Source organism: Streptomyces sp. NPDC006430 (assembly GCF_040612395.1).
In the GTDB taxonomy this organism is placed as follows: domain Bacteria; phylum Actinomycetota; class Actinomycetes; order Streptomycetales; family Streptomycetaceae; genus Streptomyces.
The window spans coordinates 45,288-63,633 of record NZ_JBEXQA010000018.1 but is presented as its reverse complement, the minus strand read 5'-3'; the positions used below and the strand labels follow the sequence as shown (position 1 = coordinate 63,633).

At 70.5% G+C, this 18,346-nt stretch carries 9 protein-coding genes, 1 tRNA gene and 3 pseudogenes; 4 read left to right on the top strand and 9 right to left on the bottom strand.

Going from position 1 to position 18,346, the window contains the following annotated elements; genetic code table 11:
- The first annotated feature begins 94 nt into the window (after nt 1-94).
- Both ABZZ20_RS23915 and ABZZ20_RS23910 read left to right on the top strand, forming a co-directional pair.
- The gene (locus ABZZ20_RS23915) at nt 95-7,348 is read left to right on the top strand and encodes an RHS repeat-associated core domain-containing protein (protein ID WP_356872710.1); all 7,254 of its coding nucleotides are present in this window, start codon (nt 95-97) and stop codon (nt 7,346-7,348) included.
- Nucleotides 7,339-7,611: a hypothetical protein gene (locus tag ABZZ20_RS23910; RefSeq protein ID WP_356872708.1), complete on the top strand. Its 273-nt coding sequence runs from the start codon at nt 7,339-7,341 to the stop codon at nt 7,609-7,611. The genes ABZZ20_RS23915 and ABZZ20_RS23910 overlap by 10 nt, the downstream gene beginning before the upstream one ends.
- A 309-nt stretch (nt 7,612-7,920) precedes the next feature.
- Here ABZZ20_RS23910 and ABZZ20_RS23905 read toward each other — a convergent pair whose 3' ends face one another.
- From ABZZ20_RS23905 to ABZZ20_RS23890, 4 genes and pseudogenes are all read right to left on the bottom strand, one after another.
- A complete protein-coding gene (locus ABZZ20_RS23905; protein WP_356872707.1) occupies nt 7,921-9,303 on the bottom strand; it encodes a phosphotransferase in 1,383 nt (460 codons plus the stop codon).
- 357 nt (nt 9,304-9,660) lie between these two features.
- On the bottom strand, nt 9,661-10,278 hold the full coding sequence (locus ABZZ20_RS23900) for a TOPRIM nucleotidyl transferase/hydrolase domain-containing protein (RefSeq protein ID WP_356872839.1): 618 nt from the start codon (nt 10,276-10,278) through the stop codon (nt 9,661-9,663).
- A 99-nt stretch (nt 10,279-10,377) separates the two neighbouring features.
- Nucleotides 10,378-10,765, bottom strand: a pseudogene (locus ABZZ20_RS23895) (alpha/beta hydrolase); the annotation flags it as partial.
- Nucleotides 10,762-10,944 (bottom strand): annotated as a pseudogene (locus ABZZ20_RS23890) (TetR-like C-terminal domain-containing protein); the annotation flags it as partial. The pseudogenes ABZZ20_RS23890 and ABZZ20_RS23895, both read right to left, overlap by 4 nt.
- Before the next feature lie 240 nt (nt 10,945-11,184).
- Here ABZZ20_RS23890 and ABZZ20_RS23885 point away from each other — a divergent pair.
- Entirely contained in the window at nt 11,185-11,598 is a 414-nt protein-coding gene (locus ABZZ20_RS23885) for a hypothetical protein (RefSeq protein WP_356872705.1), read from the top strand.
- 249 nt (nt 11,599-11,847) lie between these two features.
- Here the strand turns inward: ABZZ20_RS23885 and ABZZ20_RS23880 are convergent.
- The 3 genes and pseudogenes from ABZZ20_RS23880 to ABZZ20_RS23870 form a co-directional block, all read right to left on the bottom strand.
- Nucleotides 11,848-12,063 (bottom strand): annotated as a pseudogene (locus tag ABZZ20_RS23880) (Imm21 family immunity protein); the annotation flags it as partial.
- Between the two features lie 30 nt (nt 12,064-12,093).
- Nucleotides 12,094-14,490: a SpoIIE family protein phosphatase gene (locus ABZZ20_RS23875; protein ID WP_356872703.1), complete on the bottom strand. Its 2,397-nt coding sequence runs from the start codon at nt 14,488-14,490 to the stop codon at nt 12,094-12,096.
- A gap of 550 nt (nt 14,491-15,040) precedes the next feature.
- The gene (locus ABZZ20_RS23870) at nt 15,041-15,682 is read right to left on the bottom strand and encodes a MepB family protein (protein WP_356872701.1); all 642 of its coding nucleotides are present in this window, start codon (nt 15,680-15,682) and stop codon (nt 15,041-15,043) included.
- A gap of 222 nt (nt 15,683-15,904) precedes the next feature.
- On the opposite strand from ABZZ20_RS23870, the gene ABZZ20_RS23865 reads away from it, so the two are divergent.
- The gene (locus ABZZ20_RS23865) at nt 15,905-17,239 is read left to right on the top strand and encodes a hypothetical protein (protein WP_356872699.1); all 1,335 of its coding nucleotides are present in this window, start codon (nt 15,905-15,907) and stop codon (nt 17,237-17,239) included.
- Between the two features lie 61 nt (nt 17,240-17,300).
- On the opposite strand, the gene ABZZ20_RS23860 is transcribed toward ABZZ20_RS23865, so the two are convergent.
- Together ABZZ20_RS23860 and ABZZ20_RS23855 are read right to left on the bottom strand one after the other, a co-directional pair.
- Nucleotides 17,301-17,374 (bottom strand) — tRNA-Met (locus ABZZ20_RS23860).
- Between the two features lie 124 nt (nt 17,375-17,498).
- Entirely contained in the window at nt 17,499-18,290 is a 792-nt protein-coding gene (locus tag ABZZ20_RS23855) for an MBL fold metallo-hydrolase (RefSeq protein WP_356872698.1), read from the bottom strand.
- Nucleotides 18,291-18,346: the final 56 nt, after the last annotated feature.

Below are 18,346 nucleotides of genomic sequence, written 5' to 3'. Positions count from 1 at the left end.
CGGAAATGTGGCGCAGCCCTCACTGTTACGGTCTTGGATAAACCTTCGAATAGTGTGTACTTTTGTGCATGCGTGACCTATGACGGAACCCAATTTGCGAAATCGAAATTGGTACGCTAGGGGCGGAAAGCGCAGACGCGCGCTGGGCTGGTCGGTACCAGCCCTGGCCGTCGCCCTGTGTGTTACCGGGCTCGCCTCGCCGCCGGCGTCCGCGGCCTCCAAGACCACTCCGCCCGCACTGCAGAAGCTGACCAAGGTCGGCGGCAAGCCGGTCACCGGCAAGCCCGCCCCCACACCCGGCGAGTCCCAGCGCAACAAGTGGACCGCCCCGCCCAAGGTGGCCTGGCCCGCCGCAGGTTCGGCCGAGGTCCAGCTTCCCGACCCGGGCTCCGCACCCGCCGACGGCCGCTCCCGGATACTCTCGGCCCCCGCTGCGGGTGGCCCTGCCGCCCCGCAGACCGGCTCGGCCAAGGCCGGGAAGCTGCCGGTGCGGATCGCCGCCGCAGCGCCGCAGAACCGTGACGCCGCGCAGACCCACAGCGCCCCCCAAGCGCTCACCGCTGCCTCCTCGGAGCGGGCCGCCCCGGCCGTCGACACCCCGGTCAAGGTCAAGGTCGACCTGCTCGACCAGGCCCAGGCCAAGAAGGTGGGTGTCCCGGGCGGGCTCCTGATGGCCGTCACGCGGACGGACACCCGCGCCGGTGACGCACCCGTCTCGGTCGAGCTCGACTACAACGCCTTCAAGAACGCGTATGGCGGCAGCTGGGGTTCCCGGCTCCGCTTCACCGCACTGCCGGCCTGCGCGCTGACGACGCCCGAGCGGCCCGAGTGCCGCACGGCCACCCCCGTCAGCACGAGGAACGACCCGAGTACGGGCACGCTCACGGCCACCGTCGACACCGCCGCACAGCCCGGCTCCGCCCCCGCGACCGGCTCGTTCGCCACCAAGGGTGCCCGCTCCTCCACGCCCATGATGCTGGCCGCGGCCGCCGCGGCCGCCCCGATGGTGCTGGCGGCCGCACCCAGCGCCGACGGCGCCAACGGCACCTTCAAAGCCACCTCGTTGAACCCCTCCGGCTCCTGGCAGGCGGGCGGCTCGGCCGGTGACTTCTCCTGGTCCTACCCGCTCGAAGTGCCGGCCTCGCTCGGCGGCCCGAGCCCGTCCCTGGCCCTCGGGTACTCCAGTGCGCAGATCGACGGCCGCACCTCGGCGTCCTCGCAGCAGACCTCCTGGGTCGGCGACGGCTGGGACCTCGGGTCCAACTTCATCGAGCGCTCCTTCATCCCCTGCAGCCAGGACAAGAAGGAGGGCTCCGGGTTCAACAACCCCAAGGACGACACGGGCGACCTCTGCCACGCCGTCTCCACCGTCACCATGTCCCTCAACGGCGGCTCCACGCAGCTCGTCCGGGACGACAAGTCCGGCGTCTGGCGCCCCTCAGACGACGACAGCTCCCGCGTGGAGCTGCTCACCGGCGCCGACAACGGCGACAAGAAGGGCGAGCACTGGCGGGTCACGACCCCGCAGGGCGTCCAGTTCCACTTCGGCCTGAACAAGGTACCGGGCTGGAGCACGGGCAAGCCCGTCACCAACTCCGCCCTCCTCGTACCGGTCTACGGCAACCACCCGGGCGAGGACTGCTTCAAGGCCGGCGACTTCGCGAACTCGGTCTGCGACCAGGCCTACCGCTGGAACCTGGACTACGTGGTGGACCCGCGTGGCAACGCCATGACCTACTGGTACCAGAAGGAGGTCAACCACTACGGGTCGAACTACAAGATCGCCGGCGGTTCCACCAACCGCGCCTACGACCGCGGGGGCTGGCTCGACCACATCTCCTACGGCCTGCGCAAGGACAACCTCTTCGCCAACGCCCCGGCCCAGGTGCAGTTCACCGTCGCCGAGCGCTGCCTGAAGTCGAAGGACTTCGACTGCGCGGAGGACAAGCTCAAGCCCGAGGTGGACTGGAACATCGCCAAGATGTGGCCCGACACCCCCGGCGACCAGCTGTGCGCGGCCAAGGAGGAGTGCAAGGCCCGCTTCACGCCGACGTTCTTCACCCGCAAGCGGCTGACCGAGATCACCACCGAGGTCTGGAACGGCACCGCGCACCAGCCCGTCGACACCTGGAAGCTCACGCAGGACTTCCCGCAGACCGGTGACGGCACCGACTACCCGCTGTGGCTGGCCGCCGTCCAGCACACCGGCAAGAACGGCAAGGAGATCAGCCTCCCGCCGGTGGCCTTCCGGGGCAAGCAACTGCCCAACCGCGTCGACGGCATGGACGACGGCAAGCCGCCGTACCTGCGCTACCGCATCGAAGCCATCGACACCGAGACCGGCTCCACGGTCAACGTGCACTACCGCGCCCCGGAGTGCCGGGCCGCCAACCCGAGGGTGATCCCCGCCTCCCACGAGTCGAACACCCTGCGCTGCTACCCGGTCATCAGCGAGATACCGGACCCGAACGACCCCAAGCGCGAGAAGAAGCTCTACGTCACGGACTGGTTCCACAAACACGTCGTCGACCAGGTGCAGGAGGAGGACCGCAACGGCAACTCCCCGACGCGGGTCACCGAGTACCAGTACCTGGGCACGCCGGCGTGGGCGTACGACGACGAGACCGAGACGATGCGCCCCCACACGCGCACGTGGTCGCAGTGGCGCGGCTACGAACGCGTGCGGACGCTGATCGGCGCGGCGCCGGACAAGCGGTCCCTGACCGAGACCCTGTTCTTCCGCGGTCTCGACGGCGACCGGGCCGCCCCCTCGGGCGGCAAGCGCTCGGTGAAGGTCAAGGACTCCGAGGGCGTCGAGATGGCGGACCACCGCCTCTTCGCCGGCCAGACCCGTGAGGTCCTGGCCTTCAACGGCGAGGGCGGCGCCCTGGAGGCGGCGACCACCTACACCCCGTGGCTGCACGGCCCGACGGCCACCCGCCTGCGTGAGGGCATCGAGCCGCTGCAGTCCTTCGTCCGGGGCACCACCCACGTCGCCTCCCGCACACTGCTCTCCGAGGGCCGGGGCTGGCGGCGCACCGCGCAGGAGACCACCCTCGACGAGCGGGGCATACCGCAGACCGTCTCCGACCTCGGCGACGTCGCCGACCCGAAGGACGACAGCTGCACCCGCTACGAGTACGAGTCCGACGAATCCCGGTGGATCATCGGCCGGGAGAAGCGGATCGAGACGGTCGGCAAGGCCTGTGACGCCAAGGACGTGAAGCGTCCCGACGACGTCATCTCCGACGCCCGCCTCTCCTACGACGCCGTCGGCAACGTGGTCCGCTCCGAGTCGCTGTCCGGCTATGCGAACGGCCAGCCGCAGTACACCACGGACGGCTCGCTCACCTTCGACTCCTACGGACGTCCCAAGACCACGACCGACGTGTTCGGCAAGGTCACCAAGATCGACTACACCCCGGCCTCGGGGCAGATCGTCACCAAGGTCGTCACCACCAACCCCCTCGGCCACACCGACACCACCGAGACCGACCTCGGCCGCGGGTCGATCCTGGCCAAGCAGGACGCCAACGGCCGCCGCAGCGTCATGCGGTACGACGCCCTCGGCCGCCTCGCCAAGGCCTGGTCCCCGGACCGCGATCCCGACACCAAGTCTCCGGACGCCGAGTTCACCTACGATGTCCGCCCGGACGCGCCCGTCGTCATCACGACCAAGTCGCTCGTCGACGACGGCAGCTACCGCAGCAGCTACGAGATCTTCGACAGCAGCCTGCGCATCCGCCAGACCCAGCTGGAAGCCCTCGGCGGCGGCCGGCTGATCGCCGACACCTTCTACAACAGCCTCGGCCAGGTGTGGAAGTCCAACGGCGCCTACTACACCGGCGGCACCGCCTCCGGCGCGCAGTGGGCCCCCAAGGACAACGAGGTGCCGTCCTCCACCGTCACCGAGTACGACGGCAGCGGCCGGCCCACCGCGCAGGTCTCCCGCAAGTTCGGCGAGGAGACCTCACGGACGACCACCACCTACGGCGGCGACAGCATCACCGTCGATCCGCCGACCGGTGAGACGCCGACCCAGGCGTTCCTCGACGGCCAGGGCCGCAAGACCGAGCTGCGCTACTTCCGCTCGGACTCGCCGACCGGCGCGTACGACGCGACCCGCTACGGCTACGACCGGCGCGGCCAGCTCGAAACCGTGGTCAACGCCGCCGGGGACACCTGGTCCTTCGAGTACGACATCCGCGGCCGCCAGACGAAGGTCTCCGACCCGGAGAAGGGAACCACCTCCAAGGTCTTCGGCAAGGGCGACCGCCTGGAGTCGGTGACCGACCAGCGGGGCAAGACCGTGGCGTTCGCCTACGACGCCCTCGGCCGTGTCACCGGGACCCACGAGGGCTCGCTGTCCGGTGCCAAGCTCAGCGAGATCGCCTACGACACCCTGCCGGGCGCCGTCGGCCTCCCGGTCTCCTCGACCCGCTACGTGGGCGGGAACGCGTACACCCACGCGATCACCGGCTACGACCAGGGCTACCGGCCCACCGGATCCACGGTGACCATCCCGAAGTCGGAGGGTGCGCTCGCCGGCACGTACGCCTTCTCCACCGGCTACCGGCCCAACACGGGCCTGACCGCGTGGACGCAGCAGCCCGCGGTCGGCGGCCTGCCCGCCGAGCGCGTGACCATGGCCTACAACCACTTCGAACTGCCCACCGTCATGGGTGTGGCGGGCAAGACGTTCGTGGGCAAGGTCGACTACTCGCCGATGGGTGACGTGCTGCGCACGGAGACCGGCGCCGCCGGCTCCCAGCTGTTCACCACCAATTTCTACGACGAGCAGACCCGGCGCCTGACCCGCACCGTCAACGACCGGGAGAAGGCCCCCGGCCGGATCAACGACACCTCGTACGAGTACGACGCCGTCGGCAACATCCTCAAGGTCAAGGACCAGGAGGGCGCGGCCGCCACCGGTGCGACGGACACGCAGTGCTTCGCCTACGACTACATGCGCCGCATGAGCGAGGCGTGGACGGCGAGCGACGACTGCGCGGCCAAGCCGAACGCCACCGGCCCCGGCTCCGCGCCGAAGGTCGGCGGACCGGCCCCGTACTGGACCTCGTACTCCTTCGACACGGCCGGCAACCGCACCAAGGAGGTCCAGCACTCCACCACCGGCGACCTCACCAAGGACGTCGTCCGCTCCTACGGCTACGGCACCCCGGGCAAGCCCGGCGCCAACCGCCTCCAGCGGGTCGACACCACCGGCCCCGGCGGCACCCGCAGCGACACGTTCGCCTACGACGAGGTAGGCAACACCAAGACCCGCACCGTCCAGGGCAACAGCCAGCAGATGGAGTGGGACGTCGAAGGCCACCTCGCCAAGGTGACCGAGGGCGCGAAGACGACCGAGTTCCTCTACGACGCCAACGGCAACCGCCTGATCAAGCGCGACACGGCCGGTACGACCCTGTACCTGCCCGGCACCGAGGTCAGGCTGAAGCCGAACGGCGCGGTCGAGGCCACGCGCTACTACGCGCACACGGCCGGTCCGACGATGGTGAGGACCGCCAAGGACGGCACGGTCACCACCTCCTTCCTGCTCGCCGACAACAACGGCACGGCCACCACGGCGGTGGACGCGGCCACCCAGGCCGTCACGCGCCGCAAGTTCACCCCCTTCGGTGACGCGCGGGGCACCGCCCCGGCCGTGTGGCCCGGCAAGAAGGCCTTCGTCGGCGGTGAGACGGACGAGTCCACCGGCCTGGTCCACCTGGGAGCACGGGAGTACGACCCGGCCACCGGGCGGTTCCTGTCCGTCGACCCGATCGTCGACTACAACGAGGCCAATCAGCAGAACCCGTACGCCTACGCCAACAACTCGCCCGTGACGTTCTCGGACCCCTCCGGCCAGGCCATCGCGCCGCCGGTGATGCCGATCAAGGACTTCACCGACGCCGAAGTGGCCTGGGCGAACTGGGCGAACGGCCGAAGCGCCCTCGACGTGGCGCTGGACGTGGCCATCGGCATCCTCAAGGACGCCTCCGGCTACAACGACATCAAGGCCTGCCTCGGCGGTGACTGGGGTGCCTGCGCCGGCCTGGCCTTCGAGGCGGCCCTGCCCTTCGCGGGCAAGGCCAAGCGCATCCTGAAGGCCCTGGACCGGGCCTGGGACGCGTTCAACAGCTGGATGGGCAAGCTGAAGCTTGCGCGGGACATCCTCGCGCGCGTCGAGCGCTACCAGCAGGCCATGGCCAAGTACGCCGAGGACCTGGCCGAATGGAAACGCCAGATCGAGGAAGCGGCCGAACGGGCCAGAAAGCTGGAGGAGGAAGCGGCGGCGGCCCGGAGAGCCGCACAGGAACGCGCAGCGGCGGCGGCCCGCAAGGCCGAGGAGGCCAAGGCCACCGCGGCCCGGCAGGCCAGGGAGGCGGCGGCCCGCGCGAAGAAGGCCGACCGGCACGGCAAGTCCTCCAAGTCGGCCGAGCCGAAGAAGGCCGCGAAGAACGACGGCGGCGACGGGGGCGGAGGCGGCTGCAAGGTCCGCAACAGCTTCACGCCCGGCACCGAGGTCGTGATGGCCGACGGCTCCGCCAAGCCCATCGAGGACGTGGAGATCGGCGAGGAGGTCCTCACCACCGACCCCGGGACCGGGGCCACCACCGCCGAACCCGTCTCCGCGCGGATCGTCGGTGAGGGCGAGAAGCACCTCGTCCGCATCACCGTCGACACCGACGGCGACGAGGGAACGGCCTCCGAGGTCATCACCGCCACTGACGGGCACCCCTTCTGGGTGCCGGAGCAGCGCCGCTGGGTCGACGCCGGCGACCTGTCGGCCGGCCAGTGGCTCCAGACGTCCTCGGGAACGTGGGTACAGGTCACCTCCGTGACGGCGTGGACGCAGGCACAGCGCGTCCACAACCTGACGGTCACCGACACGCACACCTACTACGTGCGTGCGGGCGCGGCCTCCGTCCTGGTCCACAACTGCGGCGCCCTCAAGAACGCCACGGACGACGACCTGCGGGCGGCGGCGCTGAAGGAGATCCCGCCGAAGAACGGCAAGCCGTTCCAGCGCGACTTCCACATGACCGAGGCCGGCCGGGCGCTGCAGAAGCACACCGACCCGGTGAAGCGCACCGCCGACCACGTCAAGAAGTACCTGCCGTTCCTCAACGGGGCCAACCGCCTCACGGACAAGCGGGCACTCAACGACGGGGCCGAGGTACTACTGGACGAGATCCTGGGGAGCTCCACGACAACCCGGACCATCGAGAAGTCCTCCGCTTTCTACGGTGGGCACGTCCTCGACATAATCGAGAAATCCACCGGCCGCGGCGCGCGATGGAGCCTACGCGGCGGCGGCCTGCAATTCGAGGGATGGCTATGAGGGTTTTCACCGTGCAGGGACGGGAGTACGCCGCCCTCACCGTGCTCGGCAGCGACGACTTCGACGCCATGGAAGTGGTGGAGATGACCGACGCCGGACGCGGTGGGCTCCTGCTGGAGTTCCGCATGGACGAGGAGTCGGCCAAGCTGACCCACCTCGGTGCGGAGGTGGACATCCCGCTGCTCAGGGCCTGCCTGGAGATCTTCCGGGAGGACTTCCTGGAGCCGAGGCGGGCCGCGGGCCTGCCGCTGCCGCCCTGGTAGCCCGTACGGTCTGAACCTCGTGGGAGAGCCCCGCCGGACACCCGTTCGGCGGGGCTCTCCTGCTCTAAGCGGGCTCGGGGAAGTGAGGCACGCCCCCACGCCGCCCGGCACGCACTCTCGCCGCACCGGCCGAAGACCCGAGTACGTCCAGTACAAGGGCCTTCAGCCGGCACGCCGAGAGCACGCACCGAACGACGCGGAAACGCACCCCACTTCCCTGAGACCGCTTAGCGACTGCTGGCGTAGGGCACCGTCACGGCCAGTTCGGGCCTAGCTGCGGAGGGACGTGGAGGTCCCCGGTTGCGGGGCCTACGTGTGTCGGGCGGCGTGCAGGTGGAGCAGGGCGCGCCGGCCGCGTTCGGCGACCTCGGGGTCGTGGTGGGTGGTGCCGTAGGCGATGCCGGACACGGCGTCGAAGGCGGTTTCGCAGTCCAGGCCGAGTTCCTCGGCGGTGGTGAGCGGTCTGCCGTACCCGTCGAGGAAGGCGTCGCGCAGATCGGGCCGCCCGGTCCAGGTGTCGCTCAGGCGCACCATGTCCCGGGTGGCGGTGGCGTACTGCGACCGCTCGAAGTCGAACAGCCGCAGCTCGCCGTCGCCGGTGAGGAGCGCGTTGTGGTACTGCAGGTCCCCGTGCGTGGGCACCAGTACGGGCTGCGGGAGGCCCTCGTACGCGCGGGTCAGGGCAAGGATCAGGTCTTCGTCCCCGTCAGCCAGATACGGCCGGGCCTCCTCCAACTGACGTTTCACCGTGCCCAAGGCGGCCGAAGGCCCGGCGGGTTGCTCCGGCGCGCTGCGGTGCAGGGCCGAGGCGAGGCGGCCCAGCTTGTGCTGCACACGTACCTCGGCTGCCGCATCCAGGACCAGGCCGTGCAGTGACCGCCCCGCCAGTGCGGTGATGACGACGGCCTGCTCCTCCGCGTCGGCCGCCACGAGGCGGGGAACGCGCGGACCGAGCACCGGCACCCACGACCGGTAGGCGGCCACTTCCCGGTCGTGGAACCGCCGCCCGCGGTGCCGCTTCAGGTACCAGGTGCCGCCACCGGATCCGGTGAGCCGCCAGACCCGGCTGCCGGTGCGCGCCCAGGAGACGTCGACCGCCTGCGTGACCCGTCCGACGGCCTGTTCAGCGAACACCCGCAGCCGGTAGGGCAGATCGACCCCACCCGTGGGCGGACCGGGCAGGAGCCGCGTGCGGGCGGGGCCGCCCGCGGTGTACTGGACGAGGTCGTCCGGCTGCTGGAAGTGCACGGCGGCGGGCAGCCCGGCGCGGTAGGCGTCCAATCCCGCCCGGCAGTACGCCACCATCGGCTCCGGCAGCCCGTCCAACGCGTACCAGCCCATCCCGTCGCACCGGTCCGGCTCCATCACCCCGGGCCGGCCCGACCACCGCCGCACCTCGAAGAAGACGCCGATCCGAGAACCGGTGCCCCGGGGCGGGCGGTGGTGGACGGTGACGGCCGCGGTCACGTCCTCGGCCCCGATGAGGACGCCGGTTTCCTCGCGGGCCTCCCGGATCACCGCCTCGACCATGTCCTCGCCCGGATCGAGGTGCCCGGAGGGCAAGTGCCACAGCCCGGACGCGTACACCGGCCCGGCCCGCCGCGACAGCAGCACTTCCGGTCCGGGCTCGCCGTCGCGGCGCAGGACGAGATGGACGTCGACCGGCACCGTGTGCCGGGCGCCGCCGCTCACCGCGCGGTCCCGGGGCGGCGGCCGGGCTCGCTGTGGGCGGCGGTCGTGCCGGCGTGGCGTTCGAATGGGGAAGGGGTTGCGCGGCGGGCGGGGGCTGGCTTCACGGCGTCCTCCGGATGGGCGCAGGATTGGTACTGATGCTCTAAGAACGGCGTTGGAACGAGGCCGTCACGGCCGTTTCGGGGGCAGTGGGGGAACGTATGTTCAGGATCGCGCCGGTGGCCTCGGCGGGTCCGGGGCGGCAGTGCAGAAATTCGCTCGAACAGGGCAAATGTCCGTCGCCAGCGACAGTTGGCAACCGGACGAACGGCGAAACAGAGCGAACGCAGCGCCTGTGGCCGTGCGTTCGTACGTCGGTCACAGGCTCGCGAGGAGGTCGTCGAGCGGGGCCGGTACTTGTCCGGGGTCGAGGGCCTCCACCAGGAGACGGCCGTAGCGGATCTTGCGGCCCTTCTTCGTGCCGAGGAAGCGCCGCAACTGCTGCTGTCGGGGCCTGTCGTGGTGTGCGGGCTGGCGTAGGAAGGTCTGCCAGGCCCGCAGGTCGCCCCCGGTCCGGATGATCTCCTCGACCCGGTCGGTGCCCAGCGCGCGGATGAGCTCGTCCTCCAGGTCTGCCACGCACACGAAGAAACCCGAGTGTGGCGCCCGGGCCCGTTTCAGGCTGCGGTCGTAGAAGCGCTGCTCGCGCTCGTCGCACAGTCCCGTCAGGCGCAGGCCGAGACCGGCCGGCCCGAGGAGCCCGGAATAGCGGCCGACGCTCATAGCCCCGCCCATCGGGACGACGCACACCGCTTCGGCGGCCAGGTCCCGGCCACGCCGTGCGGCCAGTGCCTCGACGGCCGCCAGGTCACTCGGTCCTTCCAGTAACACCGCCGTCCGCAGGCCCAGTTGCACGGCCAGAGCACGTGCCGGTTCGCCGGGACCGCCGGCCGCCCAGCGGCTGACCGCATCCCGGAATGCGCGCATGTTCGCCATGGAACGAGTCTGCACTTCCACCGAGCGGCCCGGCACGGAATATTCGGGGGCCTGCTCGATGGCCGGTGGAGGGTCGGGGGTGCCGACGCCGTGAGCACAGGGTTCGGTGGTGTCGCCGTCCTTCTTCAGGCCGCGGCGAACACGGCCATCGCCGGCATGAGCCCCCGTGCACGCAAGGTTTCCTGCACGCGCGCGATGAGCGCGCGATGTTCGGAGGCGTCCGGCAGGACCTCCACGAGCGGCGGTTCGTGCGCCACGAGGCCACTCGCTGCTCGGCCTCGGGGTCGTCCAGCGTGCTCCGGGACATGCCGCGGGGATCGTAGGTCGCGACGGTGTATTCAACGGCCAGGTCGTCGGCGATGCCGTCGAAGGAGGACGCGCCGCCCGTTCCTCCGGGGATCAGCAGCAGGAGCGGGCCCTGGCCGCGTACTTCGTAGTACAGGGTCGCGCCGTTCACGCGCAGGCTGCCGATGGTCGGGTAGGTCATGCGGAGTCTCCTTCTCGGGACGGGGGCCAGTGCTCCATGAGCGTGTGCAGGGCGTCGAGGGCGCGAACCCAGGACTGCTGCGGTGAACGCTCGTGTGCGAACCCGCCCGAAGTCTCCAGGGCGACGAATCCGTGGAACGTGCTGCGCAGCAACCGGACCGCGTCGGTAAGACCGGGCTCGGTCGGCCCTGGTCGTTCCGGGGGCGTATCTGCGGCAGCCGTATGCACACAGCGGGACTGGGTGAGGGGCCGGCCCGCCAACATCAGCGGATCGTGGCCGCACCCCGTACCGGACGCATTGCCGCGCCTGTCGCAAGGAGCAGCACAACCGTCACTCCACAGGTCAAGGGCCCGGCGCCCGCCGGCTCCATGGACACGGCACAGGTGCCCTTGTGGATCAGGCCGCGTACTCTCGGCTCCGTGCCCCGCCACCCGAAGAAGCCCCGCCGGCTGGTCGCCGACGGGCGAGCGTACCTGTGGACGCTCCGCCACAGCCACCACGTGCTGGACAGCGGCCGGTCCGCGGACTGCCGCGAGACGCTCACGCTGTACCCGCAGCCGCCCGGCACCGGCGGCCCGCTGCGCATCGTCTTCGCCGAGGGCCCGGGCCGGTACGTCCCGGGCGGAGCCCCCTTCGGCTCCGGGGACGTGGGATTCACCCGGGGCGCGGACCTGAACCTGCACGAGCCGGGCGCTGTCCGGGCCCTGCTCGACGTGGCGCTGGCCCGCGGGTGGCAGCCGGGGGAGCGGCGGGCGGTGGAGGTCGACGGCTGGCTCCTGCTGGAGGCGGCGGCCGCCGCACGAGCCGGGAACGCCGGCCCCGCAAGCCCGTAGGCGGCGGCTCCGACTTCCCCTCGGAACCCGGCAACAATGACGGCATGGCGGTCGCCTCTCCCACATCCCGGTCTTCGTCTGTCCAGGTGTGAGCTTGCGGGTGCGGGTGCGGGTGCGGGTGGCCGTGCAGCCAATGACGCACGGGTCGCGTACGTCGTCGCCGGCGGCGGAAGCCGAGATCCGCAAGGGCGCCGAGACCGGTGGCACGCAAAATCGGTGGACGCGAAAGGACGTCAGGTGGTCGGGTTCGATGCTTGCCGAGTCCACCCGGTAGTGTCCAGCGTCGAGTTCGAGAACGGCGCTGTCCGTCAGAGTCCCGACCTCGGTGCCGAAGTAGGCGGCGTCGAACATGACGAGTTCGCCAGCGGCGTTCGACTCGGGGCCTACCTCCCAATCGGCGGTGGGGAGCCCAGCCAGGATGACGTCAGCGACACGTTCCTCGCTCTCTGCGTAGCACCAGCGGACGAGGACTCGCCGTCGGGTGGCGGGCCCGGGTCAGGTGTCCGCGGCGGGCGGCTGGGTGGCGGTCGGCCGTTCGGGTAGGGGCTGTTCGGTCCAGATGGTCTTGCCGCGGGGGTTGTGGCGGGTGCCCCAGCGGTGGGTGAGTTGGGTCACGAGCAGCAGCCCGCGGCCGCCTTCGTCGGTGGTGCGCGGGTGGCGCAGGTGCGGTGCGGCGCTACTACCGTCGGTCACCTCGCAGATCAGGGCGCGGTCGCGGATCAGGCGCAGTTGGATGGTTCCGCCTGCGTAGCGGAGAGCGTTGGTGACCAGTTCACTGACCACCAGTTCGGTGGTGAAGGCGAGGTCCGACATTTTCCAGCTGGCTAGTTGCCGGTCGGCCAGGGTGCGGGCGGTGGTGACGATGGCGGGGTCGCTGGGGAAGGTCCAGGACGCGACCTGGTCCTCGCCCAGTACGCGGGTGCGTGCGACGAGCAGGACAACGTCTTCGGCAGGGCGACCGGACAGTTCGGAGTAGATGACGGCGTCGCAGGTCTCCTGCACGGTGGAGCGGGGGTGGGCCAGCAACCGCTGCAACCGGGGCAGCCCCTCATCCGGCTCGCCGCGGACGAGCCCGTGGTTGAACAGGGCGATCAGGCTGCCTTCGGGCAGCTGGAGTTCGGCGGTTTCGAACGGCATGCCGTTTGCGCCCAGGGGCTGTCCCTCGGGTGCGTCGACGGCCTCCACTCGGCCGTCGGGGTAGGCGATGAGCGGCGCCGGATGGCCGGCGCGTGCCAGGACGAGATGTCGGGAGATGGGGTCGTAGACGGCGTAGGCGCAGGTGGCGGTGGTGGGGCGGTCGTCATGCGGTTGGCCTGCGGCAGCCTGCTGGCCTTCCTCGCCCAGGTGGACCATCAGGTCGTTCAGGTGCGCCAGTACCTCGTCCGGGGCGAGGTCCAAGGCGGCGAGACTGTGGGTGGCGGCCCGTAGGCGGCCCATGGTGGCTACGGCGTGCATGCCGTGCCCGGCGATGCTTCCGACGACGATCGCCGCCCGCGCCCCGGACAGCGGGACGACGTCGTACCAAGGCCTGCCTCCCGCACCGGCGGGCAGGTAGCTGAACGCTGCGTCGACCGCGTTCTGGGCGGGTAGCCGCTGGGGGAGGAGGCTGTTCTGCAGAACCAGCGCTGCGGTGTGTTCGCGGGTGTAGCGGCGGGCGTTGTCCACACAGACGGCGGCCCGCGCGGCGAGTTCGGTGGCGACGGTCAGGTCGTCTTCGTCGAACGGATCGGGCCCTTTGGCCCGGTAGAAGCCGGCCAGGCCGAGCACGACCCCGCGCGCCGTGAGGGGCACCACCATCAGCGAGTGAACGCGGCCCTCGCGAATGCGAACCGCCCTGGTGGGGTCGCGGGCGAGCCACTCGCTGTCACCGTCGACGTGCCGTATCAGGCGGGGCCGCAGATCGGCCAGGACCTGGGTGAACGGGGTGGGGGAGTCGAACGAAATCTTCTCACCGATGGCGTATGCGGACTGCGCGCCGTCGCCGTCGCCGTAGCCGTCGGCCGTGCGGAAGGCAGTGCGCCTCAAGGTGACGTCGTCCGTGACCGGCCCGGGCTCGGGTGCCTGCCCGAAGAACACCGAATCGAGCACGTCCACCGCCACTGCGTCGGCCACCCGCGGCACCGCGACCTGCGCCAGCTCCTCGGCGGTGCGGGCGACATCCAGGGTGGTGCCGATCTGCGTGCTCGCGTCGTCGAGCAGGTCCAGGCGCGCCCGGGCCCGGAACCGGTCGGTGACGTCGACGACCACGGTAGCCACGCCCAGAACATCGCCGGCCGGGTTCTGTAGCCGGAAGGCCGACATGGAGAAAACCCGTTCGTGCAGGGGGTCGGCGGGCGGATAACCGGGCTGGATGAAGTCGATCACCGGCTCGCCGGTCTCCAGCACGTGCTGGAGGATCTGCTCGATCACGTCGGTCACCAGGCCCGGAGCGACGTCGCGCGCACGCTGCCCGATGACGTCCTCGGCCCGTACGCCGCGCATTCCCTGCGAGGCGGAATTGAACCGGACCAGGCGCAGGTCGGTGTCGACGATGTGCAGCCCGACGGGTGACTGGGACAGCAGCGCGCCCAGCACCGCCCGGTCATACTCGCGCGGGTCCACCCCGCGTGCCTCGGCGAGGGAAACCGTCCAGGTGAGCGCGGCATCCTCGGTCACCCGCGGGCACACCCACAGCTCGGCCTCCAGCGGCAGACCCGCTCGGTCGCGAAGAGTGACCCGGCAGCCACCGGTCACCGGCACCGCTTCGGGAGCGGCACCACCGGTTGTCGTCGTCCCGCTGGTCCCGGTCAGCAATCCGGCCGCCGGACGGCCCACGACCTCATGGGCCGGGTAGCCCAGCAGTGCCTCCGCCTCCTGGCTCCACTCCGCGATCAGACCATGGGCGTCCAGCACGACCCTGGCCTGCGGCCTTCGTGACGCTTCTCCGCGGCGTCGACGGATGTCGTCTGGAGTCGTCATGGCCACCGTCCGGTCCGCTCAAAATCCCCCAGCGCTGGCTCACACGGGCACGCCGATCAACAATGCACCCAGCCCCAGGATGACAGGGTGCGATCCCGTCCGCGCGGCGGCCGGCGCTACGCCCCAGCTCCGCGACGGAGGCGTACACCGAGAACCCGCACCGCGCGACGGATGGGCAGTGAGTAGCTGCGTGCGCGCCGGTCCTGCGGCACCCCGGCCGGTTTCCGTTTCTCCTGCGTGCCCGTACCGGGCTATGTCCCTGGGCGTGTTCGGGTCGGCTGGTCGTTCCCGTCGGTTGGGCGGGCAGTGTGCTCGTGTCGTGTCCGGAGGAGTTCGTGCACGGTCGGCGGTGAGGCGGCGAAGGCTTCGGCGTGGCTCGCCGTTCATACTGCTGAGCCGAGGTCAGGTCGGTGGCCTGCTGGTGGGTGGGATAGACGGCTGGTGACGGCTTGGAGGGTGTCGCTCGTGTGCTCACAGGCACGGTCTAGAAGCGCGCGGTTCCGCCGGTCAGGCACTGTTGCCCGTGCCCAGCGGGGTGATAGAGCGCGTGGGCGCGGGGAAGGTCGATGGGCTCGTCTTCGGGCAGCCGGAGGAAGTGTTCCACCTGCCAGGTCTGTGTGCTGCGGGCCTGGCGGTTGGTGGTCGTCACCCACGGCGGATAGACGCGGAATGCCCGTTTCCCGCCGGAACCGTCCGTTGACACGATGTCCCGCGCACGGAGCACGTCCCGCGGGAACACGAACTGCCCGAACCGCTCGCCCTCGCGGGTGCTGATGACGAAAAGATCAACGGGGTCGTGAGCGTCGAAGGGCCGGATTGGCCCGCTCGCGGACCTCTTCCAGACCGTGACGAACTGGCCGACCTTCGTTGGGGTCGTTTTAGCCACGCGGAACCTGACCGAGAGGCCGTCCAGCGTGAACTCGCAGGCTCCGTACTCCGCGCTCTCCGCTTCGGGCACCGGTTGTGAGCACGTGAACCCACTTGGGTCATAGGCCAGCGCTTTCGCCGTCAGTAGATCACCAGGGATCCCCGGCTCGGGTGACCAGGTCCCCGGGTCACGGGCGCCGATTTCCGGAGGGACGTCACGATCCATCGTCATTCCTGCATCCTGCCAGATGTCGAACAAATGAACGAATGTGGTTCGTGGGCTGCCCGCGGTGGCCCCGAGCGCTGTGGGAGGGGCCGCTCGGCCTGATGGCAGCGGGCGGCACGGCGCGGTGCCGCTCCCTCCCATCCATCGCACCCTCCTTGATGACCTTTCCGGGCGACCAAGTGAAATGGTTTGCCCGAACGCCTGGCCGCCAGAGATCATCCTGAGGACTCAACGTCCCCCGATCACCGGAGCCACATGACCACCGAACTGTCCAAGGCCTGGGAGCTCTTCGAGTCCGGCGACCCGCAAGGATCGATGCGGACCCTGCGGCTCGCCGCCGACGAGCTCGTGTCCGTCGAGATCGCGCCGCTGGTGGCCAGGTTGGCCGAAGGCGCCGGTTTCACGGATCTCTCCGAGGCCTCGACAGCGCTAGTGGCCCGGCCCGGGAAGGCCGACCAGCTCTACCAGTTCGGCTATGCGTGCGTCGAGCGCGGCATCCCTGCGCTGGCCGTCCCCGCCCTGAAGGAGGCGCTGCGGCTGACTCTGGCGCCGCCGGCACCGGAGCGCACCGGTCTGTTCCGTCGCAAGCCCAAGCAGCAGTCCGATCCGAAGCTCACCACCCGCCGGGTCCTGCTGGAGCTGGTGACGTCCTTGGAGCGCGATGAGCGGCATGTCGAGGCGTTGGCCCTGCTCCGCGAACACGATGCCCTGCTGAGCGACTGGCCGGACCGCTACCTAACGGTCTACAACGCCCTGATGTCTGGTCAGATCCACATGGCCCAGCAGGTGTTCGACGCCCTCTCGACGCCCGAGGGACTCTGGATCGAGCCCGGCCAACGGGTCGCGCGGATGCTCGAACGTGCCGCGGCCCTGCCGCCGACGGGCATCCAGGACCTGCGCGGCTGGCACCATGTGCTGACCGGTGGACTGCTCAGCACCCTCTCACCGCACGGATTCGAACAGGGCATGACCGGCCGCTGGGCCTATGTACAGGACGACTTCGACTCCTGCCGACACGGCCTGGAGCGGCTGCGGACGGTCTTGCAGGCGAGCGGCCGCAAGCCCGCGTCCATCGGCCTGCTGCCGGACCGGGGCAGCCGGGCGCTCGGCCTGGCGGCGGCACACCTACTCGACGTCCCGGCTTCCCCCTACCAGCCGGGCACTCCGAACGCACTGGTGGTCGCGTACGACCTGAACGAGTGCGATCCCGCCCTGGTGGCTGCGCTGAGGGAGCGGGCGGTCGGCGAACTGCTCTTCGAGCACGCCACCTGCTGGACCGAGACGCCCGCCGCGACGGCCGACGTCTCCACCCTGCTGGCGCAGAGCGTGAGCGCTCCCTGGGAGTCGGGCCTACGGTTCTCCGAGGACGGCGAGGTGGAGCAGTCAGAGCCCGACGGGCGCTCGGCCGAGGAACTGGCCGAGGCGATCCTGGCTGCCGATCCGGCCCCGCAGGAGGGTGACGGGCAGACCCCAACCGACCCGGACGAGGCACTGGCGGCCTTCGTCGCCCGCGCGGCCGTGCTGTGGGCGAGCGGCCCACGTGACCGGGTCCGTTCCTCGGGTCCCGTGCGCAGCGCGCGCTTCGCCTGAGCCCGATCCACATACGTCAGAAGGGCCCGGATCCACGGAGGATCCGGGCCCTTCTGGGCAGTAGCGGGGACAGGATTTGAACCTGCGACCTCTGGGTTATGAGCCCAGCGAGCTACCGAGCTGCTCCACCCCGCGTCGGTGAACCCCACCTTACGGCACGGCCCGGCCGCGCTCGACCAACCTGCGCTCCGGGCTCATCGAGTGGTGGCCGACGGGTTCGGCCCGACCCGGGCGCCGACCGGCGCCCGGGCCAGACCGGTCAGTACTGGTCGCCCAGGTCCAGGCGGTCGGCCAGTCCGGCATCGGTGAAGGCGGCCACCAGGTCGTCACGGCCTTCGGTGAAGTGGGCCCAGCTGTCGTAGTGGACGGGAACCACCCGGCGGGCGCCGAGGACCTTGGCGGCTTCGGCGGCCTGGGCGCTGTCGAGGACGAGGAGCGCGCCGTCGAAGACGACGGGGAAGCGAGGGGCTCCGGCGAAGAGGACGGCGGTGTCCACCGGGCCGAACCGCCCGGCGACCTGCTCGACCACGTCGAGCGAGGCGTTGTCGCCGCTGACGTAGACCGTGGGCAGGCCGTCCCCGGTCAGGACGAAGCCGACGACTTGGCCGGTGACCGGTTCGACCTCCTCGCGCTTGCCGGGTCCGTGTATGGCGGGCACGGCCGTCACGGTGATCGTGCCGCCGCCGGGACGGTCGAGCTCGATCGCCTCCCAGTCGGCCAGTCCCTTGGCCTTGCCGCCCAGGCGCTGCCCGCCGCCGGGGGTGGTGAGGGTGAGGGGCACGTCGGCGAGGAGTGCCCGGCCGGAGGTGTCGAGGTTGTCGGCGTGCTCGTCATGCGAGAGCAGGACCACGTCGATGGGGCCGAGGTCGGCGGGGCGGCCGGAGGATGGCGCGGTCTTGGCCAGGAGCGGGCGGCCCGCTGCCTGGTAGTTGCCGGGAGCGTCGAAGGTAGGGTCGGTCAGGAATCGCAGGCCACCGTATTCGAAGAGGGCGGTAGGACCACCGAAGACGCGGACGGGGATCTGCTCACTGGACAGGCTGGAGTTAGCCACGAGAAACACCTCACGGATGGGGAGCGGTCTATCCGTGAAATACGCTAGCCGCTTCT

Coding starts and splice junctions, on each gene's coding strand:
- ABZZ20_RS23910 (WP_356872708.1), top strand. CDS start 7,339: ATGGCTATGAGGGTTTTCACCGTGCAGGGACGGGAGTACGCCGCCCTC.
- ABZZ20_RS23865 (WP_356872699.1), top strand. CDS start 15,905: ATGACCACCGAACTGTCCAAGGCCTGGGAGCTCTTCGAGTCCGGCGAC.
- ABZZ20_RS23900 (WP_356872839.1), bottom strand. CDS start 10,278: ATGGCGAACATGCGCGCATTCCGGGATGCGGTCAGCCGCTGGGCGGCC.